A 17,746-nucleotide genomic window follows, 5' to 3' on the forward strand; every position below is an offset into this window, starting at 1 on the left:
TATTATCATTTATAACCATAATCTCAGAAGGGAATAATAATGAAGAAATGGCTGTTCTCAGTCGTTGTTCTGTTGGGGCTGAGTGCGAGCGCTATCGCTAGCGCTAACCCGATTGTTATTGAAGACGTTAGTGGCAGGAAAGTAGAAATTAAATCCGAAGTGAAGCGGATTATTTTAGGGGAAGGTCGACAGATTTATCTGCTGGCTGCCTTTGATACTGAAGCACCGTTCCAACGTGTGGTTGGTTGGCGTGACGATCTGCCAAAAGCCGATTACGACGGCTATATGGCTTATGAAAAGAAATACCCGGAAATTAAAAAGCTGCCGACCTTCGGCGGAGCGAAGGATGGTACTTTCAACGTCGAGCAGGCGCTGACGCTGAAACCGGATTTGGTGTTGATGAATCTGGAATCAAAAGCGGCGACGGATGAAGGTAAATTGATTGAGAAACTCAATTCGCTGGGTATTCCGGTGGTGTTTATCGATTTCCGCGAGAAGCCGTTTGAGAACGCGGAGAAAAGCATTCACATCATGGGGCAACTGGTCGGAAAACCACAGCGTGCGGAAGAGATTATTAAATTCCGTCGTGAGCAGATTGAGCTGGTTACCGATCGGTTGAAGAACTATCAGGGCCCGCGTCCAAAAGTGATGATCGACCGTGCAGGCGGCTATGACGAAGAGTGCTGCATGTCATTCGGTGATGAGAACTTTGGTCGTATGGTTGAAGCCGCTGGCGGTGACAACATTGCCAAGAACATCATCCCCGGCACGTTTGGTTCGTTGAACCCAGAGCAGATTATCAGTTCCCGCCCGGATGTGGTGGTGGTGACCGGGGCGAACTGGAAAAACTACAACACGGCGAATGGCTGGGTTGGCGTTGGACCAGGGGCAGATCAGAAAGAAGCGCTGCAACGTTTGCAAAAACTGATGGAGCGTTCAGCCTTCAAAACGTTGCCGGTAGCAACCAATGGTAATGCGCATGCAATTTGGCATCAGTTCTATGACAGCCCATATCAGTTTGTGGCGATTCAGGTATTAGCAAAATGGATGCATCCAGAACTGTTTAAGGATATCGATCCTGATGCGACGTTCCGTACCTTCCATGAGAAGTTCCTGCCGCTGCCGTATCAACCGGGCTACTGGGTCACGCTGCCAGCGAAGAAATAACACCGTCAGGCCATAATCCCGATAATAAAAAAGCACTGAACCTCATCGTTCAGTGCTTTTTTTATGCCTTTCTCTCTCGTTCAGCTATCTATCGACAGTGGCGCTGAAGAGGAGATTTCACCGCATTCTTTGTTCTGCGAGAGAGCAAAGCAAACGTTTCCCTTCCCACTTACCTGATTACAGGATCGTCAGATGTTTTTGACGATCGATTATCTTGTTTTGATAGTTGGTGATTATTGGTTTGAGATTATTAAATGGTTTTGGCGATCAATGCTATCAAGCTGTTCGCTTCTGTGACGATAATTGAGCGTGGTAAAGGAATGTCTGATTTTTGTTCAACACGCCATGTAGGCAGGACGACGTTGTTCATTCGACATACCGGAATCAGGAAAAAAAGTGCGGTATAAAAATTCAAAAATGGAGCGGTTATGAATATCACGCAACGCTTGCTGCTGACGTTTTCGCTAATGTCGCTAGCACTTATCTCATTAGTTATAGTCACTTTATCATTGTTATCAGGGTTCCAGTCTCGTTTTGAATATGTTCAGGACAATGCGATTCCGAGCATCAAAGATTTAAATAGTCTGGTGGATAAAAGTAATTCGCTGGTGCTTTTTTTGTATCGTCATCAGACCACGGATGACGATCGTAAGCTGCCCGCGATCGAACAGGACATTAATAGAACCATCGAGGAAATGAAGAACCTCAATGAGTACTACCTGATCAATGATGTCTCCAGTGAGGAAGATCGACTACTGATCAACACGGCGATTGACCTGACAAAAAAATTACAGGCGTCGCTACCTGTTTTTCTTAACGCGTCAAAGGCAAATCAAAACGAGATCGCGCTTGGCCTGCTGCAGGGAACGGGTGGGCCTGGAGAAGCGGTTCGTAACCTGCTCGCCAATTACCGTAAACAGTTCGATCTGAATGTCAAATTGGGTGATGACTTACGTGTGGTGAATAAACGGGTCTATGAGCAAACGTGGTTTGGTCTGTTGTCCGGTACGTTACTGATCGTGTTATTGATCGGCTTTTTTGCGGTGAGAACCATTCTGGGTATTAGAAAAAGCTTGAACAATATGAGTCAAACGATGGAGAACGTCAGCACGCATCTCGACCTGACGATTCAAGCTGACGATCGGCGCAAAGATGAAGTAGGAAATACTGCCCGTGCCTTTAATAGCCTGATGCACCGGGTATCTTCGGCGTTGGCATCGGTGAGTGCGTCATCGCAGTCGGTGAGTAGCGCGGCGACGCAGATTGCCGCGGGTAATGAAGATTTGTCATCCCGTACCGAGGAACAGGCTGCTTCGCTGGAACAAACCGCCGCCAGTATGACGGAAATCAGTGAGACAGTGCGCCAGAATGCGGAGAACACGCAACAGGCCAGCCTGCTGGCGGGGAATGCCAGCCGAATTTCCATCAATAGCGCGGATTCCGTTAACACGATGCTGAATACGATGGAACATATTCGTACCAGCTCGGGCAAGATCACCGACATTATTGCGCTTATCGAAGGGATTGCATTTCAGACCAATATTCTTGCCCTGAATGCGGCGGTAGAAGCAGCGCGCGCCGGCGAGCAGGGACGCGGTTTTGCGGTGGTGGCGGGAGAAGTTCGCACGCTGGCACAGCGGTCATCCACGGCGGCGCGTGAAATCAAGGATTTGATTGATGCTTCAAACTCGCTGGTATCGGCAGGTGTTGATCAGGCCAGCGACGTAGGGAAAAACATGTCGGCGATGAAAGACGCGATCCAGCAGGTGACGGATTTGGTGAATGAAATCGCGGCGGCGACCGAGGAACAAAGCCGAGGTATCAGTCAGGTGCATCAGGCCGTTAACCAGATGGACGATGTGACTCAGCAAAACGCCTCATTGGTGGAGGAGGCTTCTGCGGCGTCGCAGTCGCTACAAGAGCAGGCGAGTACGCTGAGTCAGTTGGTGGGGCAGTTCATTGTAGGGCAGGTACCCTCTCTGGCGCTTGCTTCCGCTTCTGCACCTGTGCTACCGGGAATATCAACGCCGCGTCTTTCTCCCGTGAGGAAAAAAGGCGTCGTCACTCAGGATGAAACGGACTGGCAGAGTTTCTGATCCCTCAAGCCGCATGCTGTACAGTGAGACGGTATGCGGCTATAAGATCTTGACCAGTGGTGAAAAATCCAGGGGGATGACGATATGGAATCGACTGAGCACAGTGCGGAAAATTTGGGGGATTATGCGTCGTTACTGACGGAGTTCGAACATATGACCGCGTTGCTTACTCAGCTAATGAAAAGTGATTACCGCACGCTCGATCTCTACCTCAATAATTGCCGTCACCTTATTTTGCGATTTACGGCAATTTATAAGCTGCTCGATAAACCAGAGTTCGAACATTATCTGAAGCAGAATGACGCACCGTTATACTACAACGTAAACAGTGTTGGTCTGGCGCTGCGTTTGTTTGAAAACATGCTGACGAACATGCGCGATATGCTTGGCTCTGAACGCCTGTCCTGTGTTGAATAACGACATCGTCAGAGTAAGCGCTACGAGATCGCTTTGACGCGGTAAATCAAGCGTCGTAGTTCCAGATAAGCTAAGGAAGGAAGACGGTGAGGGAACTCACCGTCTGTTCATTCAACGACGGACTTAGATGGTCGGTTCGCTTACCAATCCGTCGATAATCACCTGCGGAACGCCCTGTGAACAGCGCTCGATACGGCCGCGTACGCCATAGACCGCTGATAAACTTTCCGGGCTAATCACCTCGGCCGGCGCGCCGTCAGCAATCAGGTTACCGTTTTGTAGCATCAGTACATGGTCGCCGTGACGCAGCGCGATATTGATGTCATGCACCACCACGACGGTAATGATGTTGCGCTTACGCGTTTCCTTGCGCACCAAATCCATGACGTGGAACTGATAGTTCAAATCCAGCGCGCTAAGCGGTTCGTCCAGTAGGAGAAGCGAAGGTTGGCGGATCAGCGATTGCGCTAATCCGACCAGCTGTTTCTGCCCGCCTGAGAGCTGGTCGAGATAGCTCAACGCCAGATGTTCAATGCCAAGCTGACGCAGCAGATTCATGACTTCATCCTGCTTTTCAGCACTGTGCATGCCGCCGGACGCACGCTGTGCGACGATGATCGATTCCAGCACGTGCAGGTGAACGCCTGCGGGAAGGGATTGCGGCAGATAAACGACTTTTTCCGCCCGCTGAGCGAATGGCAACGTCATCAGATTGGTATCATCCAACCACAGTTCGCCCTCGGAGGCATTCAGGCCCGCCATGGCTCGCAGCAGCGTGGATTTACCGCTGCCGTTGGGGCCGAGCAGCACGGTAATTTTCCCGCGCGGCAGCAGAGGTACGGACAGATCGCGAATCACCTGACGTTTAGGATAACCGGCGCGAAAGTGGGAAAGGCGTAATCCAGAAGCGGTTTGCTGGTTCATACGTTTCCTCTGTGGCGCAGGATAATACTCAGGAAGAAAGGCACGCCAACCAGTGATGTGACGATACCGACCGGGATAATGACGCCGGGGATGAGGTTTTTCGAGGCAACGGACGCCATCGACAGCACGAGCGCGCCGGTTAAGGCACTGGCAGGCAGATAGAAGCGGTGATCTTCACCGAAAACCATACGTGCGATATGCGGGGCAACCAGACCGATAAAGCCGATGGGGCCAACAAATGCGACTGAAATGGCAGATAAAATACTGATGCGCAGTAGCGTCGCCAGACGCAGGCGGCGAACGTTAATGCCAAAACTCACGGCGCGATCTTCACCCAACCGCAGCGCCGTCAGTTTCCATGAGCTCATCAGCGAAATGGGCATGATGATGGCCAGAACCAGCAGCAGGATGCCCAGTTTTTCCCACGACGCGCGCGCCAGGCTGCCCATCGTCCAGAACACCAGGCCTTGCAGCGTGTCTTCGTTGGCGATGAACTGGAGCATGGAAACCAGCGCATTGAAAGTGAACACCAGCGCGATACCGAATAGCACGACGCCAGACGTGGCGACCTGCGTCCAGCGCGTAATCCCATCAAGCAGCAAGGCTGCCAGCAGAGCAAAGATAAAAGCGTTTGCAGAGATAAACCACTGAGCCGGAATGCCGGGGATACCGATGCCGAGGACGATAGCCAGCGCGGCGCCGAATGCGGCGGCGGAAGAAACGCCGAGCGTAAACGGACTGGCCAACGGGTTATTCAGGATGGTTTGCATTTCTGCGCCAGCCAAGCCGAGCGCCAGCCCGACAATAATCGCCATTAGCGCGTAAGGCAGACGAATATCCCAAACGATCACGCGTGTACCGGCATCGGCGCTGGCCGGATCGGTCAGCGTTTGCCACAGCACATCAAGCGTCAGGCCTGAAGGCCCCATCGTGAAATCCAGCAACAACGAGCCGATGATGATCAACAGCAGTATCGCCATCACACCCACGCGGCGTCGAATGATGCCGCGATAGTTGTCCATAACGGTGTTGGCATCCGCGGCAGTATTGCGGATACCCGGTTCAGTGGTCGTACTCATGAAAAATTACTCACCTTGTTTCCAGGCAAAGATAAAGTCACTGTCAGGCAGCGAGGTAAAATTTTGAATGATATGGTGATACGTGTCATCAGGGTTCAGGCTGGTAAACGCCTGAGGATAAATATCTTTTGCCAGATATTCCATACCGACAATGTTGTAGGGATGGTTGTAGAAATGGTGGTAAACGCCATAGACGTGTTTCGCCTGAACTGCCGGAATCTGGCTAATACCCGTGCGGCTTAGTAGCACATTAGCCTGATTGCGAACGTCTTCTACGCTGGCGCCATAGCCTAACGGCAGTACCTGACTGTTGCCACGCTTAGAGCCCGTCATGATGTAGGCATCAGGTTTCATGCTGATGATTTTTTCCAGCGAGACAAAACCCGTTGCGCCTGGCAGTAAATCTGAACCAATGTTTTTCGCGCCGACTGCTTCAACTAATCCGCCCCAGCCGCTTTTACTGTGCGTGAAGCAGCAGGAATCTGAGTTTCCGGCAATCGGTTCAACAAAGACGCTTGGTTTCGGGGTGATCGTGGCGGTTTTCTGCTGAATGGCATCAAAGTGTTGGCGATAGAAATCGGTATACGCTTTGGCATTGGCTTCGCGGTTCAGCACTTTCCCCAATAGATCGATGCTGGGGGCGGTATCTTTCGCCGGATTCACTTCGTAATCGACAAACAGGACGGGAATATTCAGCGCGCTGAGCTTGTCGATCACACCGCTTTCCTTCAACGCTGGCTTGGCACGCAACTGGGCAATCATCAAGTCCGGCTGTTTTGACAGCACGCTTTCCAGGTCGATGTTGCCTTTGTCACTAAATCCCATATCCAGAATGCCGACGGACTCAGGCCATTTTCCTTTCAGCATGTCCCAGGTTGCTGTGTCCTGTTTTTTTGCCAGATTGTTCCAGGCAACCAGACGCTGGAAGGGATTATCACGGTCGAGCAGTGCCATCGCCATAATATCGCGGCCATCCTGCAAAATGATGCGCTGCGGTTCTTGTTTAATGGTGACACTTTTCCCGTCAAGATCGGTGACGGTAAGGGGATATTGGGTGGCGTAGCTGAAAAGTGGGGTGGTGCAAAGGGCGGTCAGAAAGAGCGATCTTACTGATTTTCTTAACATGGTGGCGATCCTAATTCACAATTTATCAGAGCAATGAGTTTGATAATTATTATCGTATAAGGATAAACAATGCGTATACAGGATTCATATGTAAAGAAAAATAACAACTCCGGCTCTTTTCGTTTTTATGTGGGAGCCGGAGTCGGTCGAGATTAGCGCTTCAGCGCGTCGCTCAGTTCTTCACGGATAGTGCCCAGTATGGCTTTCACTACACGCGGATTACCTGCAACCAGATTGCCAGACGCAATATAGTTATGGCCGCCAACGAAGTCCGTTACGATCCCGCCTGCTTCACGAACCAGCAGCTCGCCGCCAGCAAAATCCCACGGCTTCAGACCGATTTCAAAGAAACCGTCAACGCGACCTGCGGCAACATACGCCAGATCCAGTGCGGCAGAACCTGTACGACGGAAATCCGCGCAGTGGGTGAACAGCGCGCCGATGGCATTGATATAGGTTTTGCTATGTTGCTTTAATTTGAAGGGGAAACCTGTTGCCAGTACGGTGCCTTCCAGATCGCGGGCAGTACTGCTGCGCAGACGGTAGCCGTTCAACTGTGCGCCTTGACCACGGGTCGCGGTAAACAGTTCATTACGCATAGGATCGTAAACGACGGCAACTTCGGTACGGCCTTTAATGCGGACCGCGATAGAAACAGCGAAGTGAGGTAAACGTTTGATGAAGTTGGTGGTGCCATCCAGAGGATCGATAACCCATTGTACTGCCGGATCTTCACCTGCCAGCTCGCCACACTCTTCACCAATAATGGTGTGCTGTGGGTAAGATTTGCGGATGACTTCAATGATCAGACGTTCTGCATCCCGATCGACGTTGGTTACAAAATCATTGCTGCCTTTCTGGCTAGCTTCGACGGCGTCTGGCGTTTCATAGTTTTTGGCAATCAAATTACCGGCTTTACGCGCAGCGCGTATAGCGATGTTGAGCATCGGATGCATGGTATCGGTCCACTGGAATGTTAAAGAACGGAAAGCGGCGCAGAGTATAGCAGTAGAAAAGTAAAATAGCTAAGTTTGTGTTAAGGTACAGCGAGTTCCTTTTCGCACCATTTCCTTCTATCTATCGCACAACAGAGTTCATATGTTAGACAATATTCGCATTGTTCTGGTCGAAACGTCGCACACTGGCAATATGGGGTCAGTGGCCAGAGCGATGAAAACCATGGGGTTAAGCAAACTCTATCTGGTCAACCCGTTGGTTAAGCCTGATTCACAGGCCATTGCGCTGGCGGCAGGCGCCAGCGATGTTATCGGTAATGCCACCATTGTTGATTCGTTCGATCAGGCGCTCGAAGGGTGTGGTCTGGTCGTTGGCACCAGCGCACGTTCCCGAACCTTACCCTGGCCGATGTTGGAACCGCGTGAGTGCGGCGTTCGCAGCGCGCAGGAAGCGGAGCACGCACCGGTGGCGCTGGTGTTCGGGCGTGAACGCGTGGGATTGACGAATGATGAACTTCAGAAATGCCATTACCACGTGGCGATTCCTGCAAACCCGGAATACAGTTCGCTCAATCTGGCGATGGCAGTGCAGATCATCGCTTATGAAGTGCGTATCGCGCATTTGGATCGGTTACAGGCCGGACAGACGCAACATGAAGAATCGCCGTACCCGCTGGTCGACGATCTGGAGCGGTTTTATCAGCATCTTGAACAGACATTACTGCAAACCGGGTTTATCCGACCAGCGCATCAGGGGCAGGTCATGAACAAGCTGCGTCGCCTGTTTACCCGCGCCAGGCCTGAAGCTCAGGAACTTAACATCCTGCGCGGAATACTGAGTTCGGTACAAAAAACACACGACGAATAATACTTGAGTGTTTTGCTCGGTTAAATAGTTGACTAAAACACTCAGGAATGTCAGACTCGCGGTATGTTCTGCCAATACATGTTTTCATAATACATGTTTTCATAATACATGTTTTACCTACAGGTACCACTATCATGAGACTGACATCCAAAGGCCGTTACGCCGTTACCGCCATGCTCGATGTGGCTCTGCATTCCCAGGAAGGGCCAGTTCCATTGGCGGATATTTCTGAACGCCAAGGTATTTCACTGTCTTATCTGGAGCAGCTGTTTTCACGCCTGCGTAAGAATGGACTGGTTGCCAGCGTTCGTGGCCCGGGCGGCGGTTACCTGCTGGGTAAAAGCGCGAATGAAATCGCCGTTGGTATGGTTATTTCTGCCGTCGATGAATCCGTGGATGCAACACGCTGCCAGGGTCGTGAAGGCTGTCAGGGTGGCGATCGCTGCCTGACGCACACGCTGTGGCGCGATCTGAGTGACCGTATTACCGACTTCCTGAATAACATCACGCTGGACGAGCTGGTGAATAATAAGGAAGTGCTGGATGTTGCGGATCGTCAGGATGCGGACATTCGCCGCACCGCCAATGGACGTATTCAGGAAACGATCAACGTTAACCTGCGCGCCTGATACACCTTCAACGTGACGAGTACCTTTACTCGTCACGTTTTGCCTTTCTGATAGCTGCATAATCCTGTCCACATTGCCCAATGTGGGGCTGGTTTAATTCCGACTATCACGATGTTGTGCCAACGATAACATCGTCAGATTTTTGCATTGGCCCGAGAGGTTGCGGGTATAAACAGCCTGTCAATAAAACAAAACGCATTGTACGTTTTGAAGTGATGTACGGAGTTTATGAGCAATGAAGTTACCTATCTATCTCGACTACTCAGCCACCACGCCGGTTGACCCGCGCGTCGCTGAGAAAATGATGCAGTTTTTGACTTTGGACGGTACGTTCGGTAACCCGGCTTCCCGTTCCCACCGTTTTGGCTGGCAGGCGGAAGAGGCGGTAGATATCGCCCGTAACCAAATCGCTGAGCTGGTTGGCGCTGACCCACGTGAGATTGTCTTCACGTCAGGCGCGACCGAAGCCGATAACCTCGCGATTAAAGGCGTTGCCAACTTCTATCAGAAGAAGGGCAAACACATCATCACCAGCAAGACCGAGCACAAAGCTGTGCTGGATACCTGTCGTCAGCTTGAGCGCGAAGGTTTCGAGGTCACCTATCTGGCTCCGCAGCGTAACGGTATTATCGATCTGGCTGAACTCGAAGCCGCAATGCGTGAGGACACCATTCTGGTTTCCATCATGCATGTTAACAATGAAATCGGTGTTGTGCAGGATATCGAAACGATCGGCGAGATGTGCCGCAGTCGCGGTATCGTGTTCCACGTCGACGCCACGCAGAGCGTAGGCAAGCTGCCTATCGATCTCAACCAGTTAAAAGTGGATCTGATGTCTTTCTCCGGCCATAAAATTTATGGGCCGAAAGGGATCGGAGCACTGTATGTTCGTCGTAAACCCCGTATTCGTCTTGAAGCACAGATGCACGGCGGCGGCCATGAACGTGGTATGCGTTCTGGCACCTTGCCTGTGCACCAGATTGTCGGCATGGGTGAAGCCTACCGCATCGCGAAAGAAGAGATGACCGCAGAAATGGAGCGCCTGCGCACGCTGCGCGATCGTCTGTGGAACGGTATTAATGATATTGAAGAAGTCTACCTGAATGGTGACATTGAGCAGGGCGCGCCTAACATCCTGAACGTCAGCTTTAACTACGTTGAAGGTGAATCACTGATTATGGCGCTCAAGGATCTGGCGGTATCGTCCGGTTCTGCCTGTACGTCGGCCAGTCTGGAGCCCTCCTACGTGTTACGTGCGCTGGGCATGAATGATGAGTTGGCGCATAGCTCGATCCGTTTCTCGCTGGGGCGTTTTACCACCGAAGAAGAGATCGACTACAGCATCGAGCTGGTGCGTAAATCCATCGGTCGTCTGCGCGATCTTTCTCCGCTGTGGGAAATGTTCAAGCAGGGCGTTGATATCAGCAGCATCGAGTGGGCGCATCATTAATTCACCAGATCGGGGACGACTATCATGGCTTACAGCGAAAAAGTAATTGATCACTATGAAAACCCACGCAACGTGGGTTCATTTGACAACGCCGATCCTTCTATCGGCAGCGGCATGGTCGGCGCGCCAGCGTGCGGCGATGTGATGAAGTTGCAGATAAAAGTCAACAATGAGGGTATCATCGAAGATGCCCGCTTCAAGACGTACGGTTGTGGTTCTGCCATTGCTTCCAGCTCGCTGGTCACAGAGTGGGTAAAAGGCAAATCGCTGAATGAAGCTGAAGCGATTAAGAACACGCAGATTGCCGAAGAACTTGAGCTACCGCCAGTGAAGATTCACTGCTCCATTCTGGCGGAAGACGCTATCAAGGCAGCGATTGCGGATTACAAAAGTAAACGCGACGCGCAGTAATCTCTGCGGCTGAACTCGGCGGGGCACCGTGTCTCTCGGTGCCTGTTCCTGCCGAGATGGCGAACGATCGAGGTAACAGTATGTCGATTTCTCTGAGCGAAAGTGCGGCACAACGCGTGAGCGCTTTCATCGCCAACCGGGGCAAGGGCCTTGGCCTGCGTCTTGGCGTACGGACATCCGGTTGTTCCGGTATGGCGTATGTGCTGGAATTTGTTGATGATTTGAACGACGGTGATACGGTCTTTGAAGACAAAGGCGTCAAAGTCATCGTGGACGGCAAAAGCCTGGTCTATCTTGATGGAACCGAGTTGGATTTCGTCAAAGAAGGGCTGAACGAAGGTTTTAAGTTCAATAATCCGAACAGTTCCGGCGAATGCGGTTGCGGCGAAAGTTTCAACGTCTGACCCCTCTCGGGTAGTCGCGTGCTATCAGTGAATGGTCGGCGCTGCTACCCAGAACTCCCAGAGTACCACTATGGATTACTTTACGTTATTCGGGCTGCCGATTCGCTATGATGTGGATGGCGGCCTACTTGCATCCCGTTTTCAGGCGTTGCAGCGGCAGTTCCATCCCGATCGTTATGCTGCCAGCCCAGAGCGCGAGCGTATGCTGGCAGTGCAGCAGGCGGCGACGATCAACAATGCCTATCAGGCGCTCAAGCATCCGTTGAAACGCGCGGAGTACATGTTGTCGCTGCACGGCTTTGATGTGAACAACGAACAGCATACGATGAAGGACACAGCATTCCTGATGGAACAGCTGGAACTGCGCGAAGAGTTGGACGCGATCTCACAGCGATCTGATGCGGATGTGGCGTTGAGCGCGTTTGCCGGACGGTTGCAGGCCATGATCGTCAAACGCCGTTCGCACATACGTGATGAACTCGATAATGAGACGTGGACAGACGCCGCAGATACCGTGCGCAAGCTACGCTTTTTAGACAAGCTCCAGCAACAGGTTGAAGAACTCGAAGAACAATTGCTGGACAGATAACTGGTTAATTCGGCGGGAAACCCGATAGTTGTTGCTATACCGGCTTTTTCGCCAGCCAATTGATGGAAGCTCAATATGGCCTTATTACAAATTAGTGAGCCTGGTCTGAGTGCCGCACCGCACCAGCGCCGTTTGGCTGTCGGTATTGATTTAGGCACCACCCATTCTCTTGTTGCTACGGTGCGCAGCGGTGAAGCCCAAACGCTGGCGGATAGCGACGGACGTGACCTGTTGCCATCGGTTGTCCACTACCGTCGCGATGGCCACAGCGTTGGCTGGCAGGCGCGCGACAATGCTGCTCGCGATCCGGAAAATACCGTCAGTTCAGTCAAACGCCTGATGGGGCGCTCTCTGGATGATATTCAACAGCGCTACCCGCATTTACAGTATCGTTTTCATGCCAGCGATAACGGCCTGCCGCTGATTCAGACACCTGCTGGTAACCTCAATCCTGTACAAGTCTCGGCAGATATTCTGTCCGCACTGGCTGCGCGCGCGGAAGCGGCGTTAGGCGGTGTGCCTGATGGCGTGGTGATTACCGTTCCTGCGTATTTCGATGACGCACAGCGTCAGGGCACCAAAGACGCGGCACGTCTTGCCGGGCTGCACGTCTTGCGTCTGCTCAATGAACCGACCGCCGCCGCGATTGCCTACGGGTTGGATTCCGGTAAAGAGGGCGTGATCGCCATTTACGATCTGGGTGGTGGCACCTTTGATATTTCCATTCTGCGTCTGAGCCGCGGCGTTTTTGAAGTGCTGGCGACAGGCGGTGATTCTGCACTGGGTGGTGATGATTTCGATCATCTGCTGGCGGAGTGGTTGCGTGAACAGGCGGGGATTCACGATCGTGACGATCGCCAGTTGGATCATGCACTTCGCGCTGCGGCGGTGAAAGCCAAAATTGCGCTCAGCAGCGCCGAGTCAGCGAGCGTGAGTGTTGCTGGCTGGCAGGGTGATATTACCCGTGAGCAGTTTGATTCGCTGATCGCTCCACTGGTGAAACGCACGCTGTTGTCCTGCCGTCGTACGCTGAAAGACGCAGGACTGACGCCGGAAGAGGTGCTGGAAGTGGTGATGGTGGGCGGATCGACGCGTGTTCCGCTGGTGCGCGAACAGGTGGGAACGTTTTTTGGCCGCACGCCGCTGACGTCGATCGATCCAGATAAGGTCGTGGCGATGGGTGCGGCGATCCAGGCGGATATTCTGGTGGGCAACAAGCCAGACAGCGACATGCTACTGCTTGATGTCATCCCCTTGTCCTTGGGGCTGGAGACGATGGGCGGATTGGTGGAAAAAATCATTCCGCGCAATACCACGATCCCGGTTGCCCGCGCACAGGAATTCACCACCTTCAAAGACGGCCAGAGCGGCATGATGATCCACGTCTTGCAGGGCGAGCGCGAAATGGTGGCGGATTGCCGTTCGCTGGCTCGCTTCTCGCTGCGCGGCTTACCGCCGTTGCCTGCCGGTGGAGCTCACATTCGTGTGACCTTTCAGGTTGACGCGGATGGTCTGCTGAGCGTGACGGCGATGGAGAAATCGACGGGCGTTGAAGCATCCATTCAGGTGAAGCCGTCATACGGCTTGAGCGATACGGAAATTGCCACCATGATCACCGACTCGATGCTGAATGCGAAGGAAGATGTCGGCGCGCGTCGTCTGGCAGAGCAAAAAGTAGAGGCGGCACGCGTGCTGGAAAGTTTGCAAAGCGCGTTGGTGGCTGACGCCGAGTTATTGAGCAATGACGAAAAAGGCGTCATTGTCGCGGCATCCGAACACCTGTACACGATGATGCAGGGAAGCGATCCCGTGGCGATTGAGGCCGCGATTAAAACAGTCGATCAACAAACCCAGGAATTCGCCGCTCGCCGTATGGATGCCTCTATCCGTCGCGCGCTGGCAGGCCATTCTGTGGATGAGGTGTAACATGCCTAAGATAGTTTTTTTACCGCATCAGGATCTGTGTCCTGAAGGGGCGGTTTTGGAAGCGGAACGCGGTGAAAGCATTTTGGAAGTCGCTCTGCGTAACGGTATTGACGTTGAGCATGCCTGCGAGAAATCCTGCGCCTGCACCACCTGCCACTGTATCGTACGTGAAGGGTTTGACTCGCTGGCAGAAAGCACGGAAGAAGAAGACGACATGCTGGATAAGGCCTGGGGACTGGAACCGGAAAGTCGTCTGGGCTGTCAGGCGCGTATTGCCGGGGACGATCTGGTCGTCGAGATCCCGCGCTATACGATCAACCACGCGCGCGAACATTGATTCGAATAGGGAGAAACCGTTATGGGGTTAAAATGGACAGACAGCCGGGCTATCGGTGAAGCGCTTTACGACCAGTTTCCCGATCTCGATCCGAAAACGGTGCGTTTCACGGATATGCACCAGTGGATCTGCGAACTGGATGAATTTGACGATCGACCAGACGCTTCCAATGAAAAAATTCTGGAAGCGATCCTGTTGGTCTGGTTAGATGAAGCTGACTAACATTATGACGGGCTGCCTTGGGTGGCCCATTTTATTTCGTGCCAAAATTCGTAACATTTTCATGTCATGATGCACGGTTTATGTATCTGCAAATATGAAAAGTACCTGCAAACATGAAAAGTGGCAGGAATATCCATTATCGGAGAAGCACTATGACGAACAATACCATGCTGATTTCACTCTCCACGCAACCTGCTGATGCGCGCTGGGGAGAAAAAGCGACGCTGAGTGTGAATGAGCAGGGTTTTACCATTCATGTTGGAACGACGTCACTGAATGGCAAAGCCGCGCTGGCAACGATCCAGCGTGCCGCCCGTAAAATCGACGGGCAGGGGATTAAACACGTTAAATTAGCCGGTGAAGGCTGGGATCTGGCAAACAGCTGGGCATTTTGGCAAGGGTATCGCGGGCCGAAAGGGCAAAGAACGGTTGAATGGGCGGATCTGAACGACGCCGATAAGAAAGAACTGAACGATCGTCTGAAGATTGTTGACTGGGTGCGTGACACTATCAACCTGCCTGCTGAAGATTTGGGGCCAGAACAATTGGCAACCCGCGCAGTCGATTTATTGTGTGATGTTGCCTGTGATGCCATCAGCTACCGTATCACCAAAGGTGAAGATCTGCGTGAGCAGAATTACGCCGGTCTGCACACGGTCGGTCGCGGTTCTGAACGTCAGCCGGTACTACTGGCACTGGACTATAACCCAACGGGTAACGCGGATGCGCCGGTGTTCGCCTGTCTGGTGGGCAAAGGTATTACGTTTGATACCGGTGGCTACAGCCTGAAGCCTAGCAGCTCTATGGACTCCATGAAATCGGATATGGGCGGTGCAGCTACTCTGACTGGCGCACTGGCGCTGGCGGCGTCACGCGGTTTGCAACAGCGTGTGAAGTTGTATCTGTGCTGTGCAGATAACATGGTGAGCGGCAATGCGTTCCGACTGGGTGATATCATTCGCTACCGCAACGGCAAGACGGTTGAAGTCATGAACACGGATGCGGAAGGGCGTCTGGTGCTGGCGGATGGCCTGATCGATGCCTCCGAGCAGAATCCTCAGTGGATTATCGACTGCGCAACGCTGACGGGCGCAGCGAAAATGGCGCTGGGTAACGATTATCACGCACTGTTCAGTTTTGATGATGAGTTGGTTGCGGCATTGCAGGAAAGTGCGAAAGAAGAAAACGAGCCGTTCTGGCGTCTGCCACTGGAAGAATTCCACCGTAGCCATCTGCCGTCCAGCTTTGCGGATCTGAACAATATTGCCAGTGGTGCAAACACCGCCGGTGCCAGCACGGCGGCGGCTTTCCTGTCGCACTTTGTGAAGAATTACCAGCAAGGCTGGCTGCACATCGACTGTTCCGCAACATACCGCAAAAGTGCGGTAGAGCAGTGGGCGACAGGCGCGACGGGGCTCGGTGTTCGCACGCTGGCGAATCTCTTGCTGAGCAACGCCAAGTAGTCTGTTCAGGTCTTAAGCGTCGGTTTTTAACGTAATCATGTTGAGGAAAGTATGGAGTTTTCGCCACGTAATAAACTGGAAGAAGTGTTGATTCTGGCCGCAACGGAACCCGCACATCGTCCTGAATTTTTCAGTGAACTGATGGAAGCCACGGTGTTTGTGCTGGGTACTACTGATGACGGGGATGAATCCGGCGAAGTAGTGTTGCATGCGGGCAGTAATGTGAACATCCAACACTGGGAAAAAGACGACGGCTCATCCGCGATTCCTTTCTTCTCTTCTCTGGAAGCATTACAGAGCGTGATTACGGAAGAGGCCTCTTTTCTGGCACTGCCGACGCGTTCGCTGTTTGAAATGACACAGGGCGTCACGCTGTTCCTCAATCCTAAACTGCCGTACGGCAAAGAGTTTTTGCCGCAGGAAATTGAACATATTCTGTCTGGCGAAGGTAGCGGTTTTGTTCAGCAGCGCGTTGTTGAAGAAGATATGCAGGTGATGCTGAGTCAGCCTGCCGAGATGCCAGCACAGATGATTGATTCCCTGACGCAGCTGTTTACCAAGCATCGTCATGTAAAACGGGCGTTTCTGGCGCAGATTCAGGAACCGGGTGAAGAGCAGCCGCATCTGCTGATCGGCATTGATGCCGATCAGCATGAGGAAACCATCATTCGTGAAGCGGGCAGCGTCGCCAGTGATACCTTACCGGACGAGCGCCCTGTCGATCTGTGTCTGGTAAAGGAAGGCGAACCGGGGATCAGCCACTACATGATTAAACACACTACGCCGTTCTACGAGCGCAAGTGGGGCAGCTTCCTGAGGGAGTTTAAGGCCACCGGCAACGCCTGATACCGGGTATAAGTTTGATACAGGCGACAGCGGATTACGATTTTTCCGCTGTTGCCTGCAACAGCAGTAAATCGATCAACATCACCAGATTCGATTCAAATGAGCTAATCTCGCCGGCTTCCGCCGCATAGTGAACCGCATCATCGTAGAGCCGGAAGTGCAAATCGGCCAACTCGCCTAATGAATTCAATGACGCTCGGGTAAACGCGATCACCTTCATGCCAATGTTTTTGGCGATACGCGCCTTATCCAACACCTGCTCGGTTTCCCCACTGCGGGAAATAGCGATAAATACCTGATATTTCGGCGCGTTATTAAGAAAAATGCCCCGGCTGTCTCCTAGCCCGGAAGAGAACGCATTTTTCCCCAGCACCTGTAGCTTCTTCGCCAAATATTCGGCAAACAGGTGAGAAAACCCCGCACCGTAGAGGAAAAAGTGGCTTTCCTGTCGCAGGATAGCGCTGAAAGTCGCTCTATCCTGATGGCTAATGTAGGCAAACGTGCGCTGGTAGTTGTCGACAAAATGCTGGAAAGCATCGGGAAGTGAAGCGTCATCGGGCGTGACGACGGGTGAGGGGGAAAGCCGCGGATTATCCGTGAGCAGCGTTTTACAGTGATAAATGAATTCACTGTAGCCGCTAAAGCCGATTTTCTGGCACAGCCGCATGATGGTTGCGGTGGAAACATAGGTCTTCTGTGCCAGCTCACGCACCGTGATTTTGCCGATCAGCGACGAATGTTCGGCGATAAAAGCCAGCACGCGGTATTCCGCGCGGGTCAGCACCTGACCGTGCTGCATTAAAGACGCCAGCCGATTATCCACCCACTACCCCTGAT

19 protein-coding genes are annotated in these 17,746 nt (G+C 52.5%); 14 read left to right on the top strand and 5 right to left on the bottom strand.

The annotated features are described in order from the left end of the window. Positions 1 to 39: 39 nt before the first annotated feature. The 3 genes from AB8809_RS06175 to AB8809_RS06185 all read left to right on the top strand — a co-directional run bounded on the left by AB8809_RS06175 (position 40) and on the right by AB8809_RS06185 (position 3,680). Complete coding sequence (locus tag AB8809_RS06175) at positions 40 to 1,167, top strand: ABC transporter substrate-binding protein (RefSeq protein ID WP_015841214.1); 1,128 nt, start codon at positions 40 to 42, stop codon at positions 1,165 to 1,167. Between the two features lie 428 nt (positions 1,168 to 1,595). Then, positions 1,596 to 3,263 (top strand): methyl-accepting chemotaxis protein, encoded by a 1,668-nt coding sequence (locus AB8809_RS06180; protein ID WP_349855877.1) that lies wholly within the window; start codon positions 1,596 to 1,598, stop codon positions 3,261 to 3,263. 84 nt (positions 3,264 to 3,347) lie between these two features. Continuing rightward, the gene (locus tag AB8809_RS06185; RefSeq protein WP_349855876.1) at positions 3,348 to 3,680 is read left to right on the top strand and encodes a hypothetical protein; all 333 of its coding nucleotides are present in this window, start codon (positions 3,348 to 3,350) and stop codon (positions 3,678 to 3,680) included. A 123-nt stretch (positions 3,681 to 3,803) separates the two neighbouring features. Here the strand turns inward: AB8809_RS06185 and AB8809_RS06190 are convergent, their stop codons facing one another. From AB8809_RS06190 to suhB, 4 genes are all read right to left on the bottom strand, one after another. Next, positions 3,804 to 4,604, bottom strand: a complete 801-nt coding sequence (locus tag AB8809_RS06190; protein WP_015841211.1) for an ABC transporter ATP-binding protein — start codon at positions 4,602 to 4,604, stop codon at positions 3,804 to 3,806. After that, positions 4,601 to 5,683, bottom strand: coding sequence for an iron ABC transporter permease (locus AB8809_RS06195; RefSeq protein ID WP_181829115.1), 1,083 nt, complete (start codon positions 5,681 to 5,683; stop codon positions 4,601 to 4,603). The genes AB8809_RS06190 and AB8809_RS06195 overlap by 4 nt, the downstream gene beginning before the upstream one ends. 6 nt (positions 5,684 to 5,689) lie before the next feature. Beyond that, positions 5,690 to 6,808, bottom strand: coding sequence for an ABC transporter substrate-binding protein (locus AB8809_RS06200; RefSeq protein WP_349855875.1), 1,119 nt, complete (start codon positions 6,806 to 6,808; stop codon positions 5,690 to 5,692). 152 nt (positions 6,809 to 6,960) lie between these two features. Beyond that, complete coding sequence (gene suhB, locus AB8809_RS06205) at positions 6,961 to 7,764, bottom strand: inositol-1-monophosphatase (RefSeq protein ID WP_180779501.1); 804 nt, start codon at positions 7,762 to 7,764, stop codon at positions 6,961 to 6,963. 142 nt (positions 7,765 to 7,906) lie between these two features. On the opposite strand from suhB, the gene trmJ reads away from it, so the two are divergent. The 11 genes from trmJ to sseB all read left to right on the top strand — a co-directional run bounded on the left by trmJ (position 7,907) and on the right by sseB (position 16,909). Further along, positions 7,907 to 8,632, top strand: a complete 726-nt coding sequence (gene trmJ, locus AB8809_RS06210; protein ID WP_349855874.1) for a tRNA (cytosine(32)/uridine(32)-2'-O)-methyltransferase TrmJ — start codon at positions 7,907 to 7,909, stop codon at positions 8,630 to 8,632. A gap of 134 nt (positions 8,633 to 8,766) precedes the next feature. Further along, entirely contained in the window at positions 8,767 to 9,261 is a 495-nt protein-coding gene (iscR, locus tag AB8809_RS06215) for a Fe-S cluster assembly transcriptional regulator IscR (protein WP_015841206.1), read from the top strand. A gap of 235 nt (positions 9,262 to 9,496) precedes the next feature. Then, positions 9,497 to 10,711, top strand: coding sequence for an IscS subfamily cysteine desulfurase (locus AB8809_RS06220; RefSeq protein ID WP_349855873.1), 1,215 nt, complete (start codon positions 9,497 to 9,499; stop codon positions 10,709 to 10,711). 24 nt (positions 10,712 to 10,735) lie between these two features. Next, positions 10,736 to 11,122, top strand: a complete 387-nt coding sequence (iscU, locus tag AB8809_RS06225; protein WP_005970177.1) for a Fe-S cluster assembly scaffold IscU — start codon at positions 10,736 to 10,738, stop codon at positions 11,120 to 11,122. Positions 11,123 to 11,202: 80 nt separating this feature from the next. Continuing rightward, complete coding sequence (gene iscA, locus AB8809_RS06230) at positions 11,203 to 11,526, top strand: iron-sulfur cluster assembly protein IscA (RefSeq protein WP_180779502.1); 324 nt, start codon at positions 11,203 to 11,205, stop codon at positions 11,524 to 11,526. 70 nt (positions 11,527 to 11,596) lie between these two features. After that, positions 11,597 to 12,115, top strand: coding sequence for a co-chaperone HscB (hscB, locus tag AB8809_RS06235; RefSeq protein WP_181829113.1), 519 nt, complete (start codon positions 11,597 to 11,599; stop codon positions 12,113 to 12,115). 75 nt (positions 12,116 to 12,190) lie between these two features. Beyond that, positions 12,191 to 14,041, top strand: coding sequence for a Fe-S protein assembly chaperone HscA (hscA, locus tag AB8809_RS06240; RefSeq protein ID WP_349855872.1), 1,851 nt, complete (start codon positions 12,191 to 12,193; stop codon positions 14,039 to 14,041). 1 nt (position 14,042) lies between these two features. Then, positions 14,043 to 14,378, top strand: a complete 336-nt coding sequence (fdx, locus tag AB8809_RS06245) for an ISC system 2Fe-2S type ferredoxin (RefSeq protein ID WP_005970171.1) — start codon at positions 14,043 to 14,045, stop codon at positions 14,376 to 14,378. 21 nt (positions 14,379 to 14,399) lie between these two features. Then, a complete protein-coding gene (iscX, locus tag AB8809_RS06250) occupies positions 14,400 to 14,600 on the top strand; it encodes a Fe-S cluster assembly protein IscX (RefSeq protein WP_005970169.1) in 201 nt (66 codons plus the stop codon). Between the two features lie 152 nt (positions 14,601 to 14,752). Beyond that, complete coding sequence (gene pepB, locus AB8809_RS06255; protein WP_181845616.1) at positions 14,753 to 16,063, top strand: aminopeptidase PepB; 1,311 nt, start codon at positions 14,753 to 14,755, stop codon at positions 16,061 to 16,063. Between the two features lie 51 nt (positions 16,064 to 16,114). Beyond that, positions 16,115 to 16,909 (top strand): enhanced serine sensitivity protein SseB, encoded by a 795-nt coding sequence (sseB, locus tag AB8809_RS06260; RefSeq protein WP_349855871.1) that lies wholly within the window; start codon positions 16,115 to 16,117, stop codon positions 16,907 to 16,909. A 34-nt stretch (positions 16,910 to 16,943) separates the two neighbouring features. Here the strand turns inward: sseB and AB8809_RS06265 are convergent, their stop codons facing one another. After that, entirely contained in the window at positions 16,944 to 17,732 is a 789-nt protein-coding gene (locus AB8809_RS06265) for a MurR/RpiR family transcriptional regulator (protein WP_349855870.1), read from the bottom strand. Positions 17,733 to 17,746: the final 14 nt, after the last annotated feature.

Source organism: Pectobacterium aroidearum (genome assembly GCF_041228105.1).
GTDB classification, from domain to species: Bacteria; Pseudomonadota; Gammaproteobacteria; order Enterobacterales; family Enterobacteriaceae; genus Pectobacterium; species Pectobacterium aroidearum.